General features: G+C 62.1%; 16 protein-coding genes and 3 pseudogenes. 5 read left to right on the top strand and 14 right to left on the bottom strand.

Translation table 11 applies throughout. From position 1 onward, the window contains the following. Positions 1-133: 133 nt before the first annotated feature. The 5 genes from ACFSUD_RS18625 to ACFSUD_RS18605 all read right to left on the bottom strand — a co-directional run bounded on the left by ACFSUD_RS18625 (position 134) and on the right by ACFSUD_RS18605 (position 5,369). On the bottom strand, positions 134-670 hold the full coding sequence (locus tag ACFSUD_RS18625) for a TRAP transporter small permease subunit (protein WP_386376009.1): 537 nt from the start codon (positions 668-670) through the stop codon (positions 134-136). Beyond that, on the bottom strand, positions 667-1,725 hold the full coding sequence (locus ACFSUD_RS18620) for a phosphotransferase family protein (protein ID WP_386376008.1): 1,059 nt from the start codon (positions 1,723-1,725) through the stop codon (positions 667-669). Before ACFSUD_RS18620 ends, ACFSUD_RS18625 begins: the two co-directional genes overlap by 4 nt. Continuing rightward, positions 1,722-3,296 carry an AMP-binding protein gene (locus ACFSUD_RS18615; protein ID WP_386376007.1) on the bottom strand — a complete coding sequence of 525 codons (1,575 nt, stop codon included), beginning with the start codon at positions 3,294-3,296 and terminating at the stop codon, positions 1,722-1,724. The genes ACFSUD_RS18620 and ACFSUD_RS18615 overlap by 4 nt, the downstream gene beginning before the upstream one ends. A 74-nt stretch (positions 3,297-3,370) precedes the next feature. Further along, complete coding sequence (locus tag ACFSUD_RS18610) at positions 3,371-4,579, bottom strand: acyl-CoA dehydrogenase family protein (protein ID WP_386376006.1); 1,209 nt, start codon at positions 4,577-4,579, stop codon at positions 3,371-3,373. 10 nt (positions 4,580-4,589) lie between these two features. After that, on the bottom strand, positions 4,590-5,369 hold the full coding sequence (locus ACFSUD_RS18605; RefSeq protein WP_386376005.1) for an SDR family NAD(P)-dependent oxidoreductase: 780 nt from the start codon (positions 5,367-5,369) through the stop codon (positions 4,590-4,592). A 120-nt stretch (positions 5,370-5,489) separates the two neighbouring features. Here ACFSUD_RS18605 and ACFSUD_RS18600 point away from each other — a divergent pair, with 120 nt between their 5' ends. Further along, on the top strand, positions 5,490-6,209 hold the full coding sequence (locus ACFSUD_RS18600; protein ID WP_386376004.1) for a TetR/AcrR family transcriptional regulator: 720 nt from the start codon (positions 5,490-5,492) through the stop codon (positions 6,207-6,209). Positions 6,210-6,288: 79 nt separating this feature from the next. After that, the gene (bktB, locus tag ACFSUD_RS18595) at positions 6,289-7,470 is read left to right on the top strand and encodes a beta-ketothiolase BktB (RefSeq protein ID WP_386376003.1); all 1,182 of its coding nucleotides are present in this window, start codon (positions 6,289-6,291) and stop codon (positions 7,468-7,470) included. A 322-nt stretch (positions 7,471-7,792) separates the two neighbouring features. Here bktB and ACFSUD_RS18590 read toward each other — a convergent pair. The 8 genes and pseudogenes from ACFSUD_RS18590 to ACFSUD_RS18555 form a co-directional block, all read right to left on the bottom strand. Beyond that, positions 7,793-7,879, bottom strand: a pseudogene (locus tag ACFSUD_RS18590) (IS6 family transposase); the annotation flags it as partial. 117 nt (positions 7,880-7,996) lie between these two features. After that, the gene (locus ACFSUD_RS18585; RefSeq protein WP_386376002.1) at positions 7,997-9,316 is read right to left on the bottom strand and encodes an aspartate aminotransferase family protein; all 1,320 of its coding nucleotides are present in this window, start codon (positions 9,314-9,316) and stop codon (positions 7,997-7,999) included. After that, on the bottom strand, positions 9,313-9,951 hold the full coding sequence (locus ACFSUD_RS18580; protein ID WP_386376001.1) for an isochorismatase family cysteine hydrolase: 639 nt from the start codon (positions 9,949-9,951) through the stop codon (positions 9,313-9,315). Before ACFSUD_RS18580 ends, ACFSUD_RS18585 begins: the two co-directional genes overlap by 4 nt. Position 9,952: 1 nt before the next feature. After that, a complete protein-coding gene (locus ACFSUD_RS18575; protein ID WP_386376000.1) occupies positions 9,953-10,720 on the bottom strand; it encodes an N-formylglutamate amidohydrolase in 768 nt (255 codons plus the stop codon). A gap of 2 nt (positions 10,721-10,722) precedes the next feature. After that, a complete protein-coding gene (locus ACFSUD_RS18570; protein ID WP_386375999.1) occupies positions 10,723-11,616 on the bottom strand; it encodes a branched-chain amino acid ABC transporter permease in 894 nt (297 codons plus the stop codon). Next, positions 11,616-12,332 (bottom strand): ABC transporter ATP-binding protein, encoded by a 717-nt coding sequence (locus ACFSUD_RS18565; RefSeq protein ID WP_386376010.1) that lies wholly within the window; start codon positions 12,330-12,332, stop codon positions 11,616-11,618. The genes ACFSUD_RS18570 and ACFSUD_RS18565 overlap by 1 nt, the downstream gene beginning before the upstream one ends. Positions 12,333-12,344: 12 nt before the next feature. Continuing rightward, a complete protein-coding gene (locus ACFSUD_RS18560) occupies positions 12,345-13,502 on the bottom strand; it encodes an ABC transporter substrate-binding protein (RefSeq protein ID WP_386375998.1) in 1,158 nt (385 codons plus the stop codon). Continuing rightward, the gene (locus tag ACFSUD_RS18555) at positions 13,499-15,307 is read right to left on the bottom strand and encodes a branched-chain amino acid ABC transporter ATP-binding protein/permease (protein WP_386375997.1); all 1,809 of its coding nucleotides are present in this window, start codon (positions 15,305-15,307) and stop codon (positions 13,499-13,501) included. Before ACFSUD_RS18555 ends, ACFSUD_RS18560 begins: the two co-directional genes overlap by 4 nt. Positions 15,308-15,426: 119 nt before the next feature. Here ACFSUD_RS18555 and ACFSUD_RS18550 point away from each other — a divergent pair, with 119 nt between their 5' ends. Continuing rightward, positions 15,427-16,278, top strand: coding sequence for a MurR/RpiR family transcriptional regulator (locus ACFSUD_RS18550; RefSeq protein ID WP_386375996.1), 852 nt, complete (start codon positions 15,427-15,429; stop codon positions 16,276-16,278). After that, positions 16,271-17,584 (top strand): glutamine synthetase, encoded by a 1,314-nt coding sequence (locus ACFSUD_RS18545; RefSeq protein WP_386375995.1) that lies wholly within the window; start codon positions 16,271-16,273, stop codon positions 17,582-17,584. Before ACFSUD_RS18550 ends, ACFSUD_RS18545 begins: the two co-directional genes overlap by 8 nt. Positions 17,585-17,910: 326 nt before the next feature. Here ACFSUD_RS18545 and ACFSUD_RS18540 read toward each other — a convergent pair. Continuing rightward, positions 17,911-18,171: pseudogene (locus tag ACFSUD_RS18540) on the bottom strand (IS256 family transposase); the annotation flags it as partial. On the opposite strand from ACFSUD_RS18540, the pseudogene ACFSUD_RS18535 reads away from it, so the two are divergent. Next, positions 18,171-18,262, top strand: a pseudogene (locus ACFSUD_RS18535) (YjbH domain-containing protein); the annotation flags it as partial. The pseudogenes ACFSUD_RS18540 and ACFSUD_RS18535 sit on opposite strands and share 1 nt — an antisense overlap.

Below are 18,262 nucleotides of genomic sequence, written 5' to 3'. Positions count from 1 at the left end.
GTTGATAAAGTCGGACATAAGGTCGGACTTACCATCGGATCGATCCCGAAATCAGACGGCCGCCGCCGGAGGCTTACCAATAGGATGGCCAAGAGGACCATGCCGAACATACCGATGGTCAAGAGGTCAGGGCTCATAGGATTTCGCTCCTTTGTGCTCCAGCGGCGAGCCGAATATCGGCGTCTGGATTGACGAGTAGGACCAGCGCCCGGATCGCTTCGATCACGCCCTGCACGGTGATCAGCACCGCGCCTAAGAAAAGTGAGAGCTTGATCGGCCACATTGGATGCCGCAGGACGCTGTCGTCGAGCTCGTTGAACCGCCAAGCGTCCTCAAAGAACCAGAAGCCCTCCCAAATCAAAACGCTGCCCCAGATAATCAGGAAGATGCAATTGATCAGGTCGAGAAATGCGGTGAACCGCGGCGATCGCGTGTTAAGCAGCAAGTCCACACGAACATGGTTGCCACGGATTAGCGTGTAGGCCCCCACCAAAACGAAATAAGCGCCGAAAATCCGCTGAGTGTAGCCATGTGCCCAAATGGTGGGCGCGCCAAACACGTAACGGGCGATCACCTCCCAACAAAGCACGACGATACCAATCCAAATCAGGAAGGAGATGGCTTTCCCGATCATGATGTTGATGTTTTCGATCTGCCTGAGGAGTCTCATGACACAACCTCTCGGGACTCAGCCCTGTTATCCGGCTCATCGAGACCGGCCGCCTGCACGGCACGGATGGCGAAGTGCTCGGCAAGCGGGCCGAGGTCGGCCGCCTCGTCAGAGGCCGCACTGCCCGCCCGGGCGCGATCGGCTATGCCGACGAAGATCACCGCAAAGCGAAAGAGCGCGAAGGCACGGTGAAAGTTAGTGAGCTCCGGCGTTGGGCGGGCATGGGCGTGGTAATGCGCTACGAATTCCTCCCGGCTCGGAATGCCAAGCGCCGCACGGTCGAGGCCCAGAATGCCGCCGTACTCATCGGGTGCGGTCTGCCACGGCATGACGCAGAAGCCCAGATCCGCCAGCGGATGGCCGAGGGTAGAAAGCTCCCAATCGAGCACCGCGGTGACCCGCGGCTCAGTGGGGTGAAACATCATGTTGCCCAGCCGGAAATCGCCGTGGGCGATGGAGACTGCACCGTCGTCGGAAGGCATATTGGCAGGTAGCCAGTCCATCAGACGGTCAAGCGCGGCGATGCGCGGCCCGGACGACTCCGCATATTGCGCGCTCCAGCGGCGCAGCTGCCGCTCGAAATAACCACTGGGCCGGCCGTAGTCGCTCAATCCCACCTCGTCAGGACGCACAGCATGAAGCCGCGCCAGCGTCTCCGCCATTAAAAGATACATCGCCCGTCGCTCTTCAGGGCTCAGCCCGGGCAACGCACAGTCCGAAAAGACGCGCCCTTCCAGCCGTTCCATCACGTAGAAGGGCGTGCCCAGAACCTCGGCGTCCTCCTCAAGCACCAAGGCGCGGGGGACGGGCACATCGGTCCCCTCCAGCGCACGAAGCACACGAAACTCCCGCTCAATCGCGTGGGCGCCGGGCAAAATCGGCCCCGTTGGCTTGCGCCGAAGCACCAGCCGCCGTGCGCCCCAGTTCACGAAATAGGTGGGGTTCGACTGTCCACCGCTGATCGGCTCGAACGTGAGCGCAGTGTCAGGTCCGCCATCTTCGGGAAAGTGACGGCTCAGCCAGCCGCGCAGCGTCGTAGCATCAAGGCCACTCATTGGGTCACCATCTGCTTAGCGGTTTCCCGCAAAAGGAATTTCTGGATCTTGCCAGTCGCGGTTTTCGGCAGCTCTCCGAAAACGAAACGCCGCGGGCGCTTGAAGCCCGATAGGTGCTGCTGGCAGAATCTGTCGAGGTCGGCTTCGGTCATTGCCGACCCCCTGCGCCGCTCGACAAAAGCCCAAGGGGTTTCACCCCATTTCTCATGTGGCGCAGCAACGACGGCGGCGAGCAGGACGTCAGGATGCCTGTGCAATACTGTTTCCACTTCGATGCTTGAGATATTCTCCCCGCCCGAGATCACCACGTCCTTCGCACGGTCGCGGATTTCGATTTGACCGTCGGGATGGCGCACGGCCACATCCCCTGTGTGCAGAAAGCCGCCCGCAAAGGCCGCCTCTGTCGCCTCTGGGTCGCGGTAGTAACCGGCCATGACTGTGTTGCTGCGCAGAACGATCTCACCTTCGCTCTGGCCGTCCCAAGGCACCTCCTGTCCGGCCTCATCGACGACGGCAATGCCAGCGGTTGTGTAGTGCCGGAAGCCTTGGCGTGCCAAAAGCGCTGCGCGTTCCTCGACTGTGCCGGGGGTGTCCGCGCCGGGATCATTAAACGTGGCGGGACCGTAGCTCTCGGTCAGCCCGTAACCGTGAACCAGATCAAATCCCTGTTTCTCCATTCCGGCCAAAAGCGTGGGCGTGGGCGCAGCGCCGCCGGTCATCACCTTCACGCGGCAGGACGGCACGCTTTCTCCGTGATCGAGGATCATGTAGAGAACCACCGGCGCACAGCACATATGAGTGACCTTATGTCGGTTGATCAACTCAAGGATCGGGGCTGGGTCCACCTGCTCCAGACAGACATGCAGCCCACCGGCAGCTGTTACACCCCACGTGTGGCACCAGCCATTGCAATGAAACATCGGCAGCGTCCACAGATAGCTCGTCTCGCTGGTAAAGCCGAGTGCCGTCAGATTGCCAATCGCGTTCAGATAAGCGCCACGGTGGGTGCAGACGACTCCTTTGGGCCGCCCGGTGGTGCCTGAGGTGTAGTTGAGTGAAATCGGCTGAGCCTCGGACGTGACATTCGCGGTCCAGTCCAGCGCCGGTGCTTCGCCTTCAAAAAGATCAAGCCCCGTGCCGTCGCCGGGTCGGTCGCAAAGCGTCGTGACGGGAGGCGCCACACCCTCAAGCGCGGGCGCCGTGCGCGTCTCGCAGAGCACGAGTTTGCTGCCTGCGTGATCAAGGATATAGGCAATTTCCTGACCCGCGAGACGCGTGTTAAGTGCGTTAAGCACCGCGCCAAGCGCAGGCACGGCAAAATGCGCGGCCAACATCTCGGGTCGGTTCGTCAGCATGACCGAAACCACATCGCCGCGCCCCACGCCCTGCGCCTTTAGCCAATGGGCCATGCGCGCGACAATCTCGCGAAATTCGGTGTAGTCCCAGGTCCGGTCATGCCAAGCGACGGCCGGACGGGCGCCATGCACTTCCACAGTCCGCTCAAGCAGGTCGAGTGGGGTCAGGGGGCGGAAGTTGGCGGAGCGCGCCATAAGGTGTTGTTCGTCGAACATTGGGGCACCTCCCATGCCTTGATGTTTCGCTTGGCCCGGCCGCGGTCGCAGCGGCCGGGGTATGTGTTTGACTGTCAGACCTCGGTCACGTCCCAGCTCCAGAAATCGCGGTTTTCCTTGCTCAGGAAACGCTCCAACACCATCATGTGAACCTCATCAGCGCCATCGACCAAACGCGCCTGTCGGGCGTACCGGTAAATCCACTCAAGCGGCGTGTCGGTGGAATAGCCTCGGGCCCCGTTGATCTGGATGCCGACGTCAGCCGCTTGATGAAGCAAGTTGGCCACATGCACCTTGGCCATAGATACCTCCTTGCGCGCATAGCTTCCCTGATCCAGCGCCCAGGCGGCCTTCATTACCAAAAGACGGCCAATCTCGATCTTCATGGCCAAGTCGCCCAGCATCTGGCGGATGCTTTCACGCTCAATAAGGCGTTCGCCAAAGGCATAACGATCGGAGGCGTAGTCTTGGGCGATTTCCACTGAACGTTTCGACAGACCCAACCAGCGCATGCAATGGGTGAGGCGCGCCGGTCCAAGGCGCATTTGCGTGACCTTGAGGCCAAGCCCTTCGCCAAGGAGCACGTTGTCGGCATCCACCTCAAGCCCGTCAAAAACCAGCTCGCAATGTCCACCATGTTCCTCAGGGCCCATGATCGGAATTCGGCGGTCGATGTGCCAGCCGACTTGATCCCGGTCAAAAAGGAAAGCCGTAAGCCCCCGGCGCGGATCGTCGGAAGTGCGTGCCATCAGGATGAAATGCTGCGCGGATTCAGCGCCGGTGATGAACCATTTACGGCCGGAGATAATGTATTTGTCGCCCTTCCGCTCAGCTTTGGTCAGCATCATGGAGGGGTCGGAGCCGGAACCTGGACCGGGCTCGGTCATCGCGAACGCAGAGCGCACACGTCCGTCCACAATAGGTGCAAGCCAGCGCTCTTTCTGCGCATCGGTCGCAGCTTGCTCTAGCACCATCATGTTGCCGTCGTCGGGTGCAGCGGAATTGAATACCACCGGCCCGAAAATCGAGCGATTCATCTCCTCATAGCAGACGGCCATGCCAACCTTGCCCAACCCTTTACCGCCGGTCTCGGGCTTCAGTTGCAGGCACCAAAGCCCTGCCGCCTTAGCCTTACCACGCAGCGTGTCCAGCAACTCCTCGTTGATGTTTCCATGAGCGTCATAAGCGCTACGATCGGCCTCAAGAGGGATAATTTCCTCTTCTACGAAACGGGAAATGCGGGCGCGGTAGTCCTCGACCTCGGGTGAAATTGCGAAATCCATGGGGCGTTCCTTATAGTGAAGTGACCAAGTGGCCGCCGTCGACCACTAATTCCGAGCCGGTCATGAACCGACCGTGATCCGAGGCCAGCATTAGCAGCGGCACAGTTAGATCCTCCATCTGGCCCAGTCGGCGCACAGGGATCCGGGCGACCAGCTTCTGGCCTGCAGCGGTCGCGAAGAAATCGCGATTGATGTCGGTTTCGATATATCCGGGGCATATCGCGTTCACGCGTATGTCGTGGCGCGCCCATTCCAGTGCATGTGCGCGGGTGAGTTGCACCACAGCCGCCTTGGCCGCGGCATAGGCCGAGAGCCCTCCCGCGACGCGTTTGCCTAGGATCGAGGCGATGTTAATGATGCTGCCCCCCTGCCCGTCTGCGGCCATGGCCTTCGCGGCGGCTTGCGAAACGAGGAAAACACCGGTCAAATCGGTGTCGATCACCTGGCGCCAGTTCTCTTCGGGCGTCTCCAGCGCGGGGCCGTTAAAGGCGATGCCAGCGTTGTTGACGACAATATCGAAGCGCCGCCCGTCAAAAGCCTCAGACACCAAGGCCGCATCAGTCACGTCGAGGCGCAGCGCCTGTGCCGTGCCCCCCGCGTCCACGATCCCCTGCGCAAGGTCCGACACCTTATCCTCCCGTCGAGCGGCTACCGCAACATCGGCTCCGTGCGCGGCGAGAACGCGGGCGAAATGAACCCCAAGACCGGAGGAGGCGCCGGTCACCAAGGCGGTCCGTCCGGACAGGTTAAACGCCACCCGAGATGCGGCTGAAGTTGAATGCTGTAGCACGAAGACAAATCCTTAATCTAACGAACGCTCGATTTATTTCTTGCATGGTTCCTCTGGTGCTGGCAACATTTTTGTTGCAGCATGTTGGCAATTCGTTGCCGCGCCGCAGAAAGAGGTTAGATGACCCACACCGCAAATACCCGCCTTCCAACGATGGATGACCTGTGCCGTTCGGTCCTTGCAAACAATCGCGGCAGCATCTCGATTCAGAAGCCCGAACTGGCAGTGCGCAAACTGGCGCTAATCCTCAACGCCGCGCTGGAACTTTCGAATAAAAAAGGCTTTCAAGCCATGAGCCTGCGCGATCTATCGCAAACCTCTGGTGTGAGCATGGGTGGGCTCTATTCTTATTTTGATAGCAAGGCCACGCTGCTCAAGATGATCTTGTCGGAGGTCACAACGTCGGTCGAGAATGCCCTCGCTCACCCGCCCGAAGAGGTGCGCCGGGATCCGCGCACGCACCTTATGTGGCTGATCGAAATCCATATCCGTCTTACAGAGGCGATGCTGCCCTGGTTCATCTTTTCTTTTATGGAAGCGAAGAACTTTCCGAGCGCAGAGCGGAAACGGGCCATCGACAGCGAGGAACTGACTGAGAGCTACTTTGCGCAGGTGCTGGAGCGCGGTGTGAAGGACGGGAGCTTCTCGATAGACAGGCCACCGCTGATGGCCGCGCTCATTAAGCCCCTGCTGCAGGACTGGTACGTCAAGCGCGCCAAATATCGACGCCGGAAGGTCGATATCGACAGCTATATTGAGATGGTTCAAAGCATCGTGCTGGCCGCCTGTGGCGCGAAGGCCGTTGGCGCGGATAGCAAGGACGCGAGCGACGCCGCGTGATGGTGGCCCCCCACAAGCAATAACCCCCTGATGACGCGCGTCTCGCGCCCAAACCCCTATGAGATAAGAAGGACAGATTATGACGAGATCCGTAGTTATCGCCTCTGGCGTCCGCACTGCTATTGGCGACGCCGGCGGCGCGCTTGCCGAAGTCAGCCCCTGCGATCTGGGCGCCGCTGTGGCGCGCGAGGCCATTGCTCGCGCCAAGATTGAGCCCGACACCGTGGGCCAAGCGGTCTTCGGTAACGTGATTCACACCGCACCCGAAGACATGTATCTTGCCCGCGTCGTTGCGATGCGCGCAGGCGTGCCCGAGACCTCTCCGGCCCTTACCCTCAACCGTCTCTGCGGCTCGGGGCTTCAGGCGGTGGTCAGTGCTGCCGAGCAAATCATGCTGGGCAATTGCGACATAGCGCTGGCCGGTGGTGCGGAGAGCATGAGCCGCGCTGGCCACCTGCTCACCAAATCCCGTAGCGGTCAGAAGATGGGCGACGTGGTCGCTACCGATATGATGCTGGGCGCCCTTAACGACCCCTTCGGCAACGGCCACATGGGCATTACCGCTGAGAACGTGGCCAAACGTGGCAACATCGACCGCATTGCTCAGGATGCCTTCGCTCTCGAATCTCACCGCCGCGCTGCCTTCGCCATCGAGCAGGGTCACTTCAAGCAGCAGATCCTGCCCATCGCTGTCCGCCGTGGCCGCGAAAAAGTGAACTTCGACACCGACGAGCACGTGCGCCCCAACCTGACCGAGGCCGATCTGACCAAACTGCGGCCAGCCTTCGCCAGGGACGGGTCGGTTACCGCCGGCAACGCCTCGGGCATCAATGACGGCGCAGCCGCGTTGGTCTTGATGGAGGCCGAGACCGCGGACGACCGGGGCGTCACGTCCATGGCTCGGATCGTGGCTTATGGGCTAAGCGGCGTCGCGCCCGATGTGATGGGCCTTGGTCCCGTGCCCGCCACGCGCCAAGCGCTGGAGCGCGCCGGCCTGCAAGTGAGCGATCTCGACGTGATTGAATCGAACGAGGCCTTCGCTGCGCAGGCCTGCGCTGTAAGCAACGATTTGGGCCTACCCGCCGATAAGGTGAATCCCAATGGCGGCGCGGTGGCGCTCGGCCACCCGATCGGCGCGTCTGGCGCTATTATACTCACCAAGCTTCTCTACGAACTCGAGCGCATCTCCGGTCGCTACGGCCTTGCAACCATGTGTATCGGCGGCGGCCAGGGGATCGCCTTGATCGTCGAGCGCAGCTGACTGGCGTCCCGACATACCAAGTAGAGCGTCGGTTCTGCCCGGAGGGCGGCGCTATAACGTTCAGCTAAAGAGAGAGTGGTTAAAGCGCTGCCCGGCAGTATGCAGCGAAGAATCTTCACCGGCTGGTGGAGCTTTTCTGCCATGCTACCGGACGAGTGTCCTGCGCAAACTTCCTCTTCCTGCACAACCATATCTTCTTGAGAACCTGATCTCCGATATCAGCCGTAGCGCGGGTCACAGACGGGTAGGTGACCTATGTCTGGCACATCCGACCGCCGACGCGTCGAAGGTCCGATACTGCCAATATGACCGGCCCCCGATCTTCACGAAGGCTCAAGTTGAACCGGGCGTAGGGCCAGACGACATGTGCAATGATCTGAGGAGGAAATCGGTGGCGCTTGTAGCTTATATTCGGGCTTGCATCAACACCACCTACGCCCAGGCCAATGATCCGGCAACCTCGGGCCCGTTAACGTGACAACACCCTTCTGGGCGACCGGTCCCGCGGCGGCCAAGGTTTGTGCTGCTACCAGCCAGCAAACCCCTCGACCTCGACATCGCTCACCAGCCCTGCCGATGCGTCTTCGATCGCCTGCGCCAGGATCGCTGCGCCGCGCTTGGCCTCCGCCTCGTCCAAGATCAGTGGTGGCGTCAGTTCCAGCACGTTCGAGTGCATTCCGACGTAGTAGAACACCGCACCCAATTGCCAAGCCCGGAACACAGTCTTTCGGGCCAAGTCAGCATCGGGCGCGTTGCTATCCGCGGCGATCAGTTCGATGCCGATGGCCAGTCCGCGTCCCCGGATGTCGCCAACCTGCGGCAGCTGCGCTGTTGCGCTAGCGATCTCGGCCATCAGAACATCGCCCACGCTCTGCGCCCGCGCCGCAAGACCGTTATCTTCAATCGCGGACAAAACCGCCAGCGCCGCTGCGGCGCAGACCGGATTGCCATGTAGCGTCTGCATCGAAAACGCCGTCGCGTGATCCATGATTTCGGCCGGCCCGATCACCGCCGAGATCGGCAACCCGCCGCCCAGCCCTTTGCCCAGAACCACGATGTCAGGTATGAAATCCTCATGCTCGAAACAATGCAGCCTGCCGGTCCGCGCCAGCCCGACTTTGACCTCGTCGCAGACGGTCAGGATGCCGTAGCGCCCACATATTTCCGCCAGGCGCTTCAGGAAATCCGGAGGCGGTACGATCAACCCGCCGTCGGCCTGTATCGGCTCAAGAAAGAAACAACCCACGTCCTCCCCGGCGCAGGTGGTGGCAAACAGATGTTCGATATGCGCCAGCAGCGCCGCGCCGCTGGCATCGCCCTCGAAGGGCCGGAACGGATCGGGATAAGGCACCAATTTCAGCCCACCCGATTTCGCGACCCCCACTTGCGCGGTATGCCCGGAAACCGCCATCGAGCCTTGCGTCCCGCCGTGGTAGGCGCCGGAAAACGCCATCATCCGCGTCCGCCCGGTTGCCGCCGGCACCACCCGCGCCACGGTCTCGTTGGCGTCGCTGCCGGAATGGCCCAACCAGACCCGCCGCTCCCCCGCCCCCGGGGTCAGCTGCAATAGCCGTTCAGCCAGCGCCACCGCCGGTTCGTTGGTTCCCGACAGGATCGACGCACCCGCTTGATCCGACAGCGCGCGATCCACGGCCGCCCGCAGTACCGGATGGCTGTGACCAAGGCTCGCCGCCCCCCAGGACGCCGACAGGTCGAGCAGCTCGCGGCCACCGTCCTCGATCAGCGTGCAGCCCGCACCGCCCGTGACGGCCAGCGGGAAAAACCGAAGCTTCTGCAATGGCGACAGCGCCGCCCCGTCCCGTGCGATCAGGGCGGCGTCGGTCATAGGGCCTTCAACTCGTCGAGTAGTTCCTGCGTCGTTACCTGACGGCAGTAACCCTTGATGGTCGAGATCGAATTGTCCTGTCGCGCCTGACTTTCGGTGGCGCAGGCATCGGTCACCTGGGTCACCAGATAGCCCAGATCACAGGCATCGCGGATCGCCCCTTCAACGCATTGATCAGTCAGCAGCCCGCAGATCACCAGTTGCTTTACACCCAAATTGCGCAGCACATAGTCGATGTGGGTCGAAACAAAGACCGAGGAGGAGGATTTCGGGAACACAATCTCGTCCTCGCCCGGCGCGATCTGGTCGATCACCTTGCCGTCCCATGAGCCCCTGGCCACGTTGAAGCCGGTGATCTTGTAATCAAGGCTGCGGTCGCGCCCGTCCAGCGTCAGGCTTTCGATCGTGGTGTACATCACTTCGATCTGCTTTTCGCGGAAGGCCTTTTGCAGCGCCTGCATCCGCGGGATCACCTCATCGAGCTGTTCAAACAGCCAGCCGTGCTTGGCTTGAAATTCTTCCTCGGTCAGGTCGGCGAATTCGGCACCGTCTCGATGGGCTGAGAAATTCTGGACATCCACGTACAAAAGCGCCGATTGCGCCGGGACGAGGGGAACATTGCGGGTCAACGTCATGTTAGACTTCCTTGAGATAGCGGTTGATGGCTGTGATCAGGGTCTCTGCCCATGCCGTCTGGCCCCGGGCCTCCCCGATCTGGTCATTGCGGATTTCAATCAGCGAATGCGGTAGGCCGCTGGCCTCGCCGTGCTGCGGCACGAACCAGTCGGACTCGTCGTCAATCTGATAGGGCTCATTCATGCCGATGGTCAACTCAGGCCGCGCCTCTTGAACCGATCGCGCCAGGTGGGTCGAGGTCTGGATGTCGTGCCGAAACAGAAAGCCGATCTCCCAGGGACGCGGGGCCGTGCCCAGCGTCGGGGTGAAACTGTGGATTGCCAGCACCATCCGGCGCGACGGCTGGCGCAGGTATTCCGCGACCTTGTCCTGAAAGGGATCGAAAATCTCCCGCACCCGAGCGGCGCGGGCCGCCTCTTCGAGAGCGCGGTTGCCCGGCACCTGTACCCCGTGGTTGATTTCTGGGATCGCATCGGGGGCCGTGGGCGGACGGTTACAGTCGATCACCAGGCGGCTGTAGGATTGCAGCACCGCCGGCGCCCCCAGCGCCCCGGCCATCAGTCGCGTCACCGCCTCGGCGCCGATATCCCAGCACACATGGCTGCCGCGGTCCTCAACCTTCACGCCAAGCCCATTTAGCGCCTGCGGTACCGCCCGTCCGGCATGTTCGCAGACCAACAGCACCGGATGGTCGCTGTCGGGGTTGAGCACCGTGACCGGGGCGGGATCATCCGCCCCCAGCAGGGGCCGCGTCGTGTCCTGCGTCATCGTCAGACCTTTACACTCTCGAGGGAGGCCGCCGGGATCAACCCGTTAGGCCGGAACAACAGGACAAGCACGACGATGCTCAGCCCAATGGGGTCGCGGAACTCCTGCATCTCAGGCGGCAGGAAGGCGGCCAGATAGATTTCGATGAACCCCAGCAGGAAGCCCCCTGCCACGGCCCCGCGAAGGCTGCCGAGCCCGCCGAGGATCGCGGCGATGAAGGCTTTCACCACCGGCAAGAAGCCCATGTGCGGTGCCACCGAAGATCGCTGTGAAACCCAAAGCACCGCCGCCACCCCGGCAAGTAGCCCCGACAGGGCAAAGGCGCCCGCAATCACCGTATTGGCGCGGATGCCCATCAGACGCGCGACGTTGAAATCCTCGGCTGCGGCCCGCATCGCGATGCCGGTCTTTTGTCGCTTCATGAATATATCGAGAAAGATCAGCATCACGATCGTCGCCACGATCGCCGCGATCTTGTTCACCCCGATCACCAACCCGCCAAGGGTGATCGAATCCGACAGCACCTGCGGCAGAATCACCGGTTGCGACCGGGTCGAGATCAGGTTCTGGAACAGCACTTGCAGGATCATCGAGACCGCGAAACTCGTCACCAGCATCGTCGCGCCGGAACTGTTGCGGACGGGGCGGAAGGCGATCCGCTCCATCAGCACTGCGGCGATCATCGCCACCGCAATCGCCAGCGGCACTGCCAGCAGGAACGACACACCGACAATGCCGCAATACATAAGCGTATAGCCGGAAATCGTCATCAGCTCGCCGTGGGCAAAGTTGATCAACCCCATGATCGAAAAGACCACCGCCAGCCCCAGCGCCAGCAGAGCATAGGTGCCGCCCAGGGCAAAGGCATTGACCGTCTGTTGCAAAAGCAGGTCCATCATTCGCCTCCCAGATAGGCAGATTTCAAGGTGTCGGACTGCGCCAGATCGGCGGCACTACCCGCGGCCACGAGGCGGCCATTGGCAAAGACATAGCCGCGATCCGCCACCTCAAGCGCCATCGCGACGTTCTGTTCGACCACCGCCAGCGTGACGCCCTGCCCGCGCAGCCGTTCGATCAACTCGAACACCTGGCCGATGATCTTTGGCGCCAGCCCGAGCGAGGGCTCGTCCAGCAACAACAGCTTGGGGTTGCTCATCAGCGCCCGCCCGACGGCGAGCATCTGTTGCTGCCCTCCCGACAGGGTGCCGGCGAATTGGTCGCGGCGTTCGTGCAGGATCGGAAACAGGTCGTAGACCCGATCCCACGCGGCCTTGACCGCCGCCTTGTCGGTGATCGCAAAGGCCCCCATCCGCAGGTTTTCCGCTACGCTCAGGGTGCCGAACACCCGCCGCCCCTCGGGCGACAGCGTCATTCCCGCCGGCGCCAGCAATTCCGGCGCCCAATCGGTGATGTCTTCGCCCTTGAAATGAACCGTGCCGCTGGCCACGGGCACCAGCCCGACCAGCGCATTCAGGGTCGAGGATTTGCCCGCGCCGTTGGCGCCAAGTAAGGCGACGATCTCGCCTTCCTTGATCTCAAAGTCGATCCCACGCACCGCTTCAATCGGGCCGTAGCGGACCGCAAGGGACTGAACAGAAAGAAGCGATGTCATGGCCACGGACCCTTACTGCATCCGCGGGGCTGGAATCAGCTCGGCGGTCGGGCTCGGCTGGCCCACAAGCTCGCGTTCGCCATCGGTGACACGGATCAGGGTGACCTCGCGCACCGGCATGCCGTTGGTGCCTTTGTAGGTGATCAGGCTGGTCGCGCCGCGCACGTTTTCCAGCTCGGCCAGGGCATCGCGGATGGCAACCGGATCGGTCGACCCCGCCGCCTTGACCGCCTCGGCCACCACGATCACCAGATCATAGCCCACGGCATTGAACACGGTTTCCGATGCGCTGCCGGTCGCGGCCTCATACTTGGCGTTGAACTCGGCCAGCGGGCTGCCCTCGGTCGCATGTCCGGCAGTGGTGAACACCACCCCTTCGCCGACATCGCCCAGCGAAAAGGTCGTCGGGCTGTCGATACCGTCCGAACCGATCACCTGACTGGTCACGCCCGCCGCGCGCAGCGCCTTGAGCATCGACGGAAAGTCGGGCTCGTAAGACGAGGTCATAATGACATCGGGCTGCGGATCGAGCGCCGCGATCCGGGTCGCAATCGCCGAGAAATCCTGCTGGCCGATGGAATGGGTGTCCTGGCCGAGAACCTCGCCGCCCAAGGCCTCGAACACGTCACTGAAGTATAGCGGCATGGTGGTATACTGGCTGTCTGGCGAATAGATGATATAGGCAGTCTCATGGCCCTCGCCGCGTGCCCATTCGGCGGACACCGTGGCCTGCACATTGTCGCCAGGGAAGTTGGCGAACATGAAGTCGCCGCCGATCATCGGCAACGTGGGCGAAGAAGCACAGGTCGAAATCGCCGGAATCTGCGCCGAGGTCACCGTCCCGATCGAGGCCAGCGCCGGGTCGGCGTCACACGGCAGCACGATCATTGACACGCCCTCGTCGGCCAGTTCCTGCACCGCGATGGCGGTCTGTGCCGCATCCGAGCGCACGTCTTTCTCGACCAGTTCGATCAGGATGCTGCCGTTGATGCCGCCCTCGGCGTTGATCTCGTCCACGGCGATATGCACGCCTTCGATCACCGGCCCGTCATAGCCCGCCAATCCGCCGGTCTGGGCGGTCGCCAGCCCGATCTTCAGGGTTTCAGCAAAGGATGGCCCGGCAAAGGCCGCCGCCGCTGCCATGGTTGATGCAAGTAATGTCTTTTTCATTGAACTTCCTCCAGTTGGTTGTCGTCGTCTTCTTGTTTCGGGCCAAGATAGGCCTCGATCACGGCCGGATCGTTCTGAATTTCTGCCGGGGTCCCCTCCGCAATCTTGTGCCCCTCGTTCAGCACCACCAGCCGGTCGCAAAGTTGGTTGATCAGTTTCAGATCGTGATCGACCAGCAGGATCCCCAACCCGAGGTCACGGGTCAGACCGCGCAGGGTTTCCATGAGGTTGTCGGTTTCCTCGCGGTTCATCCCCGCGGCCGGCTCATCCAGAAACAGCAACGACGGCTCACAGGCCAGCGCGCGGGCAATCTCGACCCGTCGCTGATCGCCATAAGACAGCGTGCCCGCGTCTGCGTCCGCATGGCGTGTCACGCCCATCCGTTCCAGCGCGGCGCGAGTGCGGGCCTCGGCATTGTGCCCGCCGCGTGTCGACAGTGCCGCCACCAGCACGTTCTGGAACACGCTCAAGGTCTCGAACAGCCGGATATTCTGGAAGGTCCGCGCGATGCCACGGTCGGCGATGTCTTGCGACACCAGCCCGGTCAGCGCCTCGCGGCCAAGGTGAACCTTACCCTTGGTCGGTTCCAGCACTCCCGACAGCATGTTCATCAGCGTCGTCTTGCCCGATCCGTTCGGCCCGATCAGCCCGGTAATCTCGCCGGGGATCAGGGTTATGTCCACGTCATTTACCGCCGTCAGCCCGCCGAACTGCATGGTCATGTCCTTGGCCACCAGCGGTTCCGTGCTCGCGTTCTTCGCAATCTCGGCCCCTTCGTCGGGCATGGGGCGGCGCGGGAACAGCCGCTCTTCCCATTCCTTCTGCCCCGCCAGACCGTCGGGCTTGCGGAACATCGCGAAGAGGATGATCAGGCCGATGCCGATCTGGGTGGTGCCAAAGACCGCGGGAACCTCAAGCCCGGCCAAGGAAAACCCGCCCTCGAAGCGGCGCAGCACCTCGGTCACCAGCGTGATCGCCACTGCACCGGTGATTGCCCCCGTGACGGTCGTCATGCCGCCGACGATCAACATCGCCAGCAACAGGAAGGTATCGGTGAAATAGAATTTCTTGGGACTGATCGCGCCCAGAAAATGTGCGATCAAGGCGCCCGACAAAGCCATGAGCGCGGCGCTCAGCACAAAGGCGAACAGGCGCTCGCGGCGGATCCGAACCCCCACCGCGCTGGCGGCGATGGCGTTTTCCCGTCCGGCCCGCAGCCGCAGTCCGGACACCGAATCGCGATACAGCCGGGCCACGATCAACGCAAGCACCACGCCCCCGGCCGCGACCCAAAGCGTGGTGACCGTCGGGATGCCAAAGAACGTCTGCGATCCGCGGGTCACATCGCGCCAGCCGATGGCGACCCCGTGCACGATGATCAAGAGCCCCAGCGTCGCAATCACCGCAGCAGACCCCTCTAGCTTGCCGATCGCCAGACCGATGACCGCCGCCACCACGCAGGTCAGCAAGACCGCGACGACCGTCGCAGAGAAGAGCCCCAACTCCGTGACCGCTAGCCAGTCGGGCAATTTCGGCAGCGTCGCGATCTTCAGCTGCGCCGGAAGCGTCAGCAAGGAGGCCGTATAGGCCCCGATCGCCATGAACGACAGATGCCCGAAGCTGAGGATGCCGGAATTGCCACTGTAGACCCCCATGCCGACCACCGCGATCAGCGAGATGAAGAACACGGTCAGCACCCGCTCGCTCGCCGCGCCGACCGACGACGCAATCAGGGTCGCCGCGACGACAAAGACGAAGATCCCCAGAACCGAGGCCAAAATATGCTTGCGTGGCGCCGTGATCATATCGAATCTCGCAGTTGAATTTTCGTCAGCATAGTGACCATATTTTTTCAAAGTCAATATTTTCGCCGTTCTTGACAAGACGTTTTCATGATGTTTCCATCTCGACAAGGGGAGATTCAATGCGCGTTCGCGAACGGATAGAAGAATTGTCAGACGATCTGACGTCGACCGAGCGCAAGCTTTCGACGGCGCTTTTGCTCGACTATCCTTTTGCCGGGCTGGAACCGATTCAGGAACTCGCTCGTGCCACCAACACCTCGCCGCCCACGATCTCCCGTTTTGTCAGCAAGCTGGGGTTTCATGGCTATCAGGATTTCCAGCGCCATCTGATCGGCGAGCTGAAACAGGGCCAGCGCTCCCCCGTCGATCTGCAGGCGTCCAGCGCCCCGATTGAAGGCGCGTTCCTTGAAAATTTCCTTGAACGGGTCTGCACCCTCGTAAAAAGCGCGAACAAGGCAGTGTCCGAAGCTCAGTTCGCGCGCATCGCCGAATTGCTGGCGGATGAGAAACGCAGCATCTTCGTTATCGGCGGCCGGATGAGCGACCCGCTGGCGCAATATCTCTCGCGCCACCTGCGCCAGATCCGCGCCAAGGTGTTCCACCTGCCCCCCGATCCCGACGTTTGGCCAGAATACCTGTTGCGGATGCGCGCTAAGGACGTCCTCTTCGTGATCGACTTCCGGCGTTATCAGCACAATCTGTCCGCGCTGGCGCAAAAGGCTACTCAGGCGCGTAACGTTCAGGTCGTGTTGATGACCGACGAATGGCTCTCGCCGATTTCGGCGCAGGCCAGCGAAGTCCTCGCGGCGTCGATTGACGTCAGCACCCTGTGGGACAGCTACACCGGTGCCCTGGCATTGCTCGAGGCCCTGTTGACCCGCATCGCCGACGACAATTGGGACCTTACGAAAAGCCGGATCGAGGAATGGGATTCCTTCCGGCTGGATTTTGGAGTTATCAAAGATGATTAAGACCCCCCTGATTTTCGCCGCAACCTCAGATCTTGCCGGCAAGACTCGCGGCAAGGCGTTCCCGGTGGCGGACCTCGCTAAACGCGCCAAACGGGGTGTCGGCTGGACCCCGACTAACGTGATGATCACCTGTTTTGACACCATCGCCGAAAGCCCCTTTGGCTCGCTGGGCGATCTGTTGCTGATCCCCGACGAAGAGGCCGCCGTCGAGCTGGATTTCGAAGACGGCGGCCCGGTTGAGCGGATCATGCTGGGCGACATCACCGATCTGGACCGCAGGCCCTGGGATTTCTGCACGCGCTCGCTGCTCAAGGCCGCGCTCAAAAGGCTCAAAGACGTCGGCGGCATCAGCCTCGTCTCGGCGTTCGAGCACGAATTCCAGTTCAAGACCGGGGGCGACCAGCCCGGCGGTGCCTTCGGCCATTCGGTGTTCTCCGAACGCCGGGTTTTTGGCGAAACACTGATGGCCGCACTCGAACAAAGCGGGCTGGGGGCCGACACCTTCATGAAGGAATACGGTGCCAACCAGTTCGAAGTCACCAATGATCCGGCGCAGGGCCACCGCTCCGCCGATCAGGCTGTGATCCTGCGCGAGGTCACGCGGATGACCGCGCAGCGGCTGGGCGAAGACGTGACCTTCACCCCGATCCGCGACCCGGCGGGCGTTGGCAACGGCGTGCACATCCACCTCAGCTTTCTTGATGACAGCGGCGAGCCTGCCACTTATGACGCCGAGGGCGTCGCCGGCATGTCGCAGGCTACCGGCTCGTTCATCGCCGGGGTGCTGAAATACCTCGACAGCATTATCGCCCTGACCGCGCCTTCGGACGTGTCCTACCTGCGGCTGACGCCACACCGCTGGTCCGCCGCCTACAACAACCTGGGCTTCCGTGACCGCGAAGCCTCGGTGCGGATCTGCCCGGTGACGGCGCAGGACAGCTCCAGCGTCGCGCGGCAATATAACTTCGAATACCGCGCCGCCGACGCGACCGCCTCACCGCATCTTGCCCTCGCGGCGATCATCCATGCCGGGGCCCAGGGCATCGAAGACGCCCTGCCCGCGCCGCAGGTCACCGAAGAAGACCTCTCCACCCTCTCCGCAGACGCCCTGGCGGAGCGCGGCTATGTCAGGCTGCCCGAAACCCTGGCCGAGGCCCTGCAAAGGTTCGAGGACAATGCCACCGTGCGGGCGTGGTTCCCGGCCGATTTCGCCGCCGTCTATACCGCCCACAAACGCGGCGAGCTGGCCGCGCTGGAGGGTAAAGACACCGCCGCCCGCTGTGTCGCCTATGAAGAAGTTTACTAGTGAAGTGCCGTCTCTAGCTGCGCGTTCGCGCGGGCCGGCACGCTGACCGACGACCGGCAAGCTTAATCCGGTCTGTCTGCCCGATTACCGAATGCCTCTGCGATCAAACCTAGCGGGTGAACAACCTCCCAGCCCGCCGCCGCGCAGCCCTCATGATCCGTCACCACCGACTGAAAGCATTCGAGGCATGGAAATTCGCGGCCAAAGTCGCTTGATGTGTGACCCGCCCGCCAACCTGAAGACTGGTTGAGTTAATGTGACAACACCGTCCGGCCAGCCCATAGTCAGCACTACCCGAGATATGCGCAGAAGTTGGTGAGGCTTGATCAGGCGGCGATTTGAACCTGGCGGAGACCGTCGCGGAACTCAACCCCGTCGATGATTTCGGGCAGGCGGTTCCTGCCATCGGGTTTGCGCCACTTTCCCTGCGCTGACATCATCAGCTTGAATGCCATGGCCAGGCCGGTCTTGCGGCTGAGGCGGCCCTTGGTGCCTTTCGTGCGATGCCGGACGGTGGCAAAGGTGCTTTCGAATGGGTTTGACGTCCGGATGTGTTTCCAGTGTTCCGCCGGACAGTCATAGAAGGTATGACGTCATCACTGGCCATGCCTCGGCCTATTACGATTTCGGCAATGGCTTCCTCGGGCAGATCGACGCCGGGCGCTACCTGGCCGGGGA

This window comes from Sulfitobacter aestuarii, assembly GCF_042685005.1.
In the GTDB taxonomy this organism is placed as follows: Bacteria; Pseudomonadota; Alphaproteobacteria; order Rhodobacterales; family Rhodobacteraceae; genus Sulfitobacter; species Sulfitobacter aestuarii.
Note: the sequence above shows the minus strand (reverse complement) of the source record. Positions and strands in the feature narration are given on the sequence as shown.

Coding starts and splice junctions, on each gene's coding strand:
- ACFSUD_RS18625 (WP_386376009.1), bottom strand. CDS start 670: ATGAGACTCCTCAGGCAGATCGAAAACATCAACATCATGATCGGGAAA.
- ACFSUD_RS18620 (WP_386376008.1), bottom strand. CDS start 1,725: ATGAGTGGCCTTGATGCTACGACGCTGCGCGGCTGGCTGAGCCGTCAC.
- ACFSUD_RS18615 (WP_386376007.1), bottom strand. CDS start 3,296: ATGTTCGACGAACAACACCTTATGGCGCGCTCCGCCAACTTCCGCCCC.
- ACFSUD_RS18610 (WP_386376006.1), bottom strand. CDS start 4,579: ATGGATTTCGCAATTTCACCCGAGGTCGAGGACTACCGCGCCCGCATT.
- ACFSUD_RS18600 (WP_386376004.1), top strand. CDS start 5,490: ATGACCCACACCGCAAATACCCGCCTTCCAACGATGGATGACCTGTGC.
- bktB (WP_386376003.1), top strand. CDS start 6,289: ATGACGAGATCCGTAGTTATCGCCTCTGGCGTCCGCACTGCTATTGGC.
- ACFSUD_RS18585 (WP_386376002.1), bottom strand. CDS start 9,316: ATGACCGACGCCGCCCTGATCGCACGGGACGGGGCGGCGCTGTCGCCA.
- ACFSUD_RS18580 (WP_386376001.1), bottom strand. CDS start 9,951: ATGACGTTGACCCGCAATGTTCCCCTCGTCCCGGCGCAATCGGCGCTT.
- ACFSUD_RS18575 (WP_386376000.1), bottom strand. CDS start 10,720: ATGACGCAGGACACGACGCGGCCCCTGCTGGGGGCGGATGATCCCGCC.
- ACFSUD_RS18570 (WP_386375999.1), bottom strand. CDS start 11,616: ATGGACCTGCTTTTGCAACAGACGGTCAATGCCTTTGCCCTGGGCGGC.
- ACFSUD_RS18565 (WP_386376010.1), bottom strand. CDS start 12,332: ATGACATCGCTTCTTTCTGTTCAGTCCCTTGCGGTCCGCTACGGCCCG.
- ACFSUD_RS18560 (WP_386375998.1), bottom strand. CDS start 13,502: ATGAAAAAGACATTACTTGCATCAACCATGGCAGCGGCGGCGGCCTTT.
- ACFSUD_RS18555 (WP_386375997.1), bottom strand. CDS start 15,307: ATGATCACGGCGCCACGCAAGCATATTTTGGCCTCGGTTCTGGGGATC.
- ACFSUD_RS18550 (WP_386375996.1), top strand. CDS start 15,427: ATGCGCGTTCGCGAACGGATAGAAGAATTGTCAGACGATCTGACGTCG.
- ACFSUD_RS18545 (WP_386375995.1), top strand. CDS start 16,271: ATGATTAAGACCCCCCTGATTTTCGCCGCAACCTCAGATCTTGCCGGC.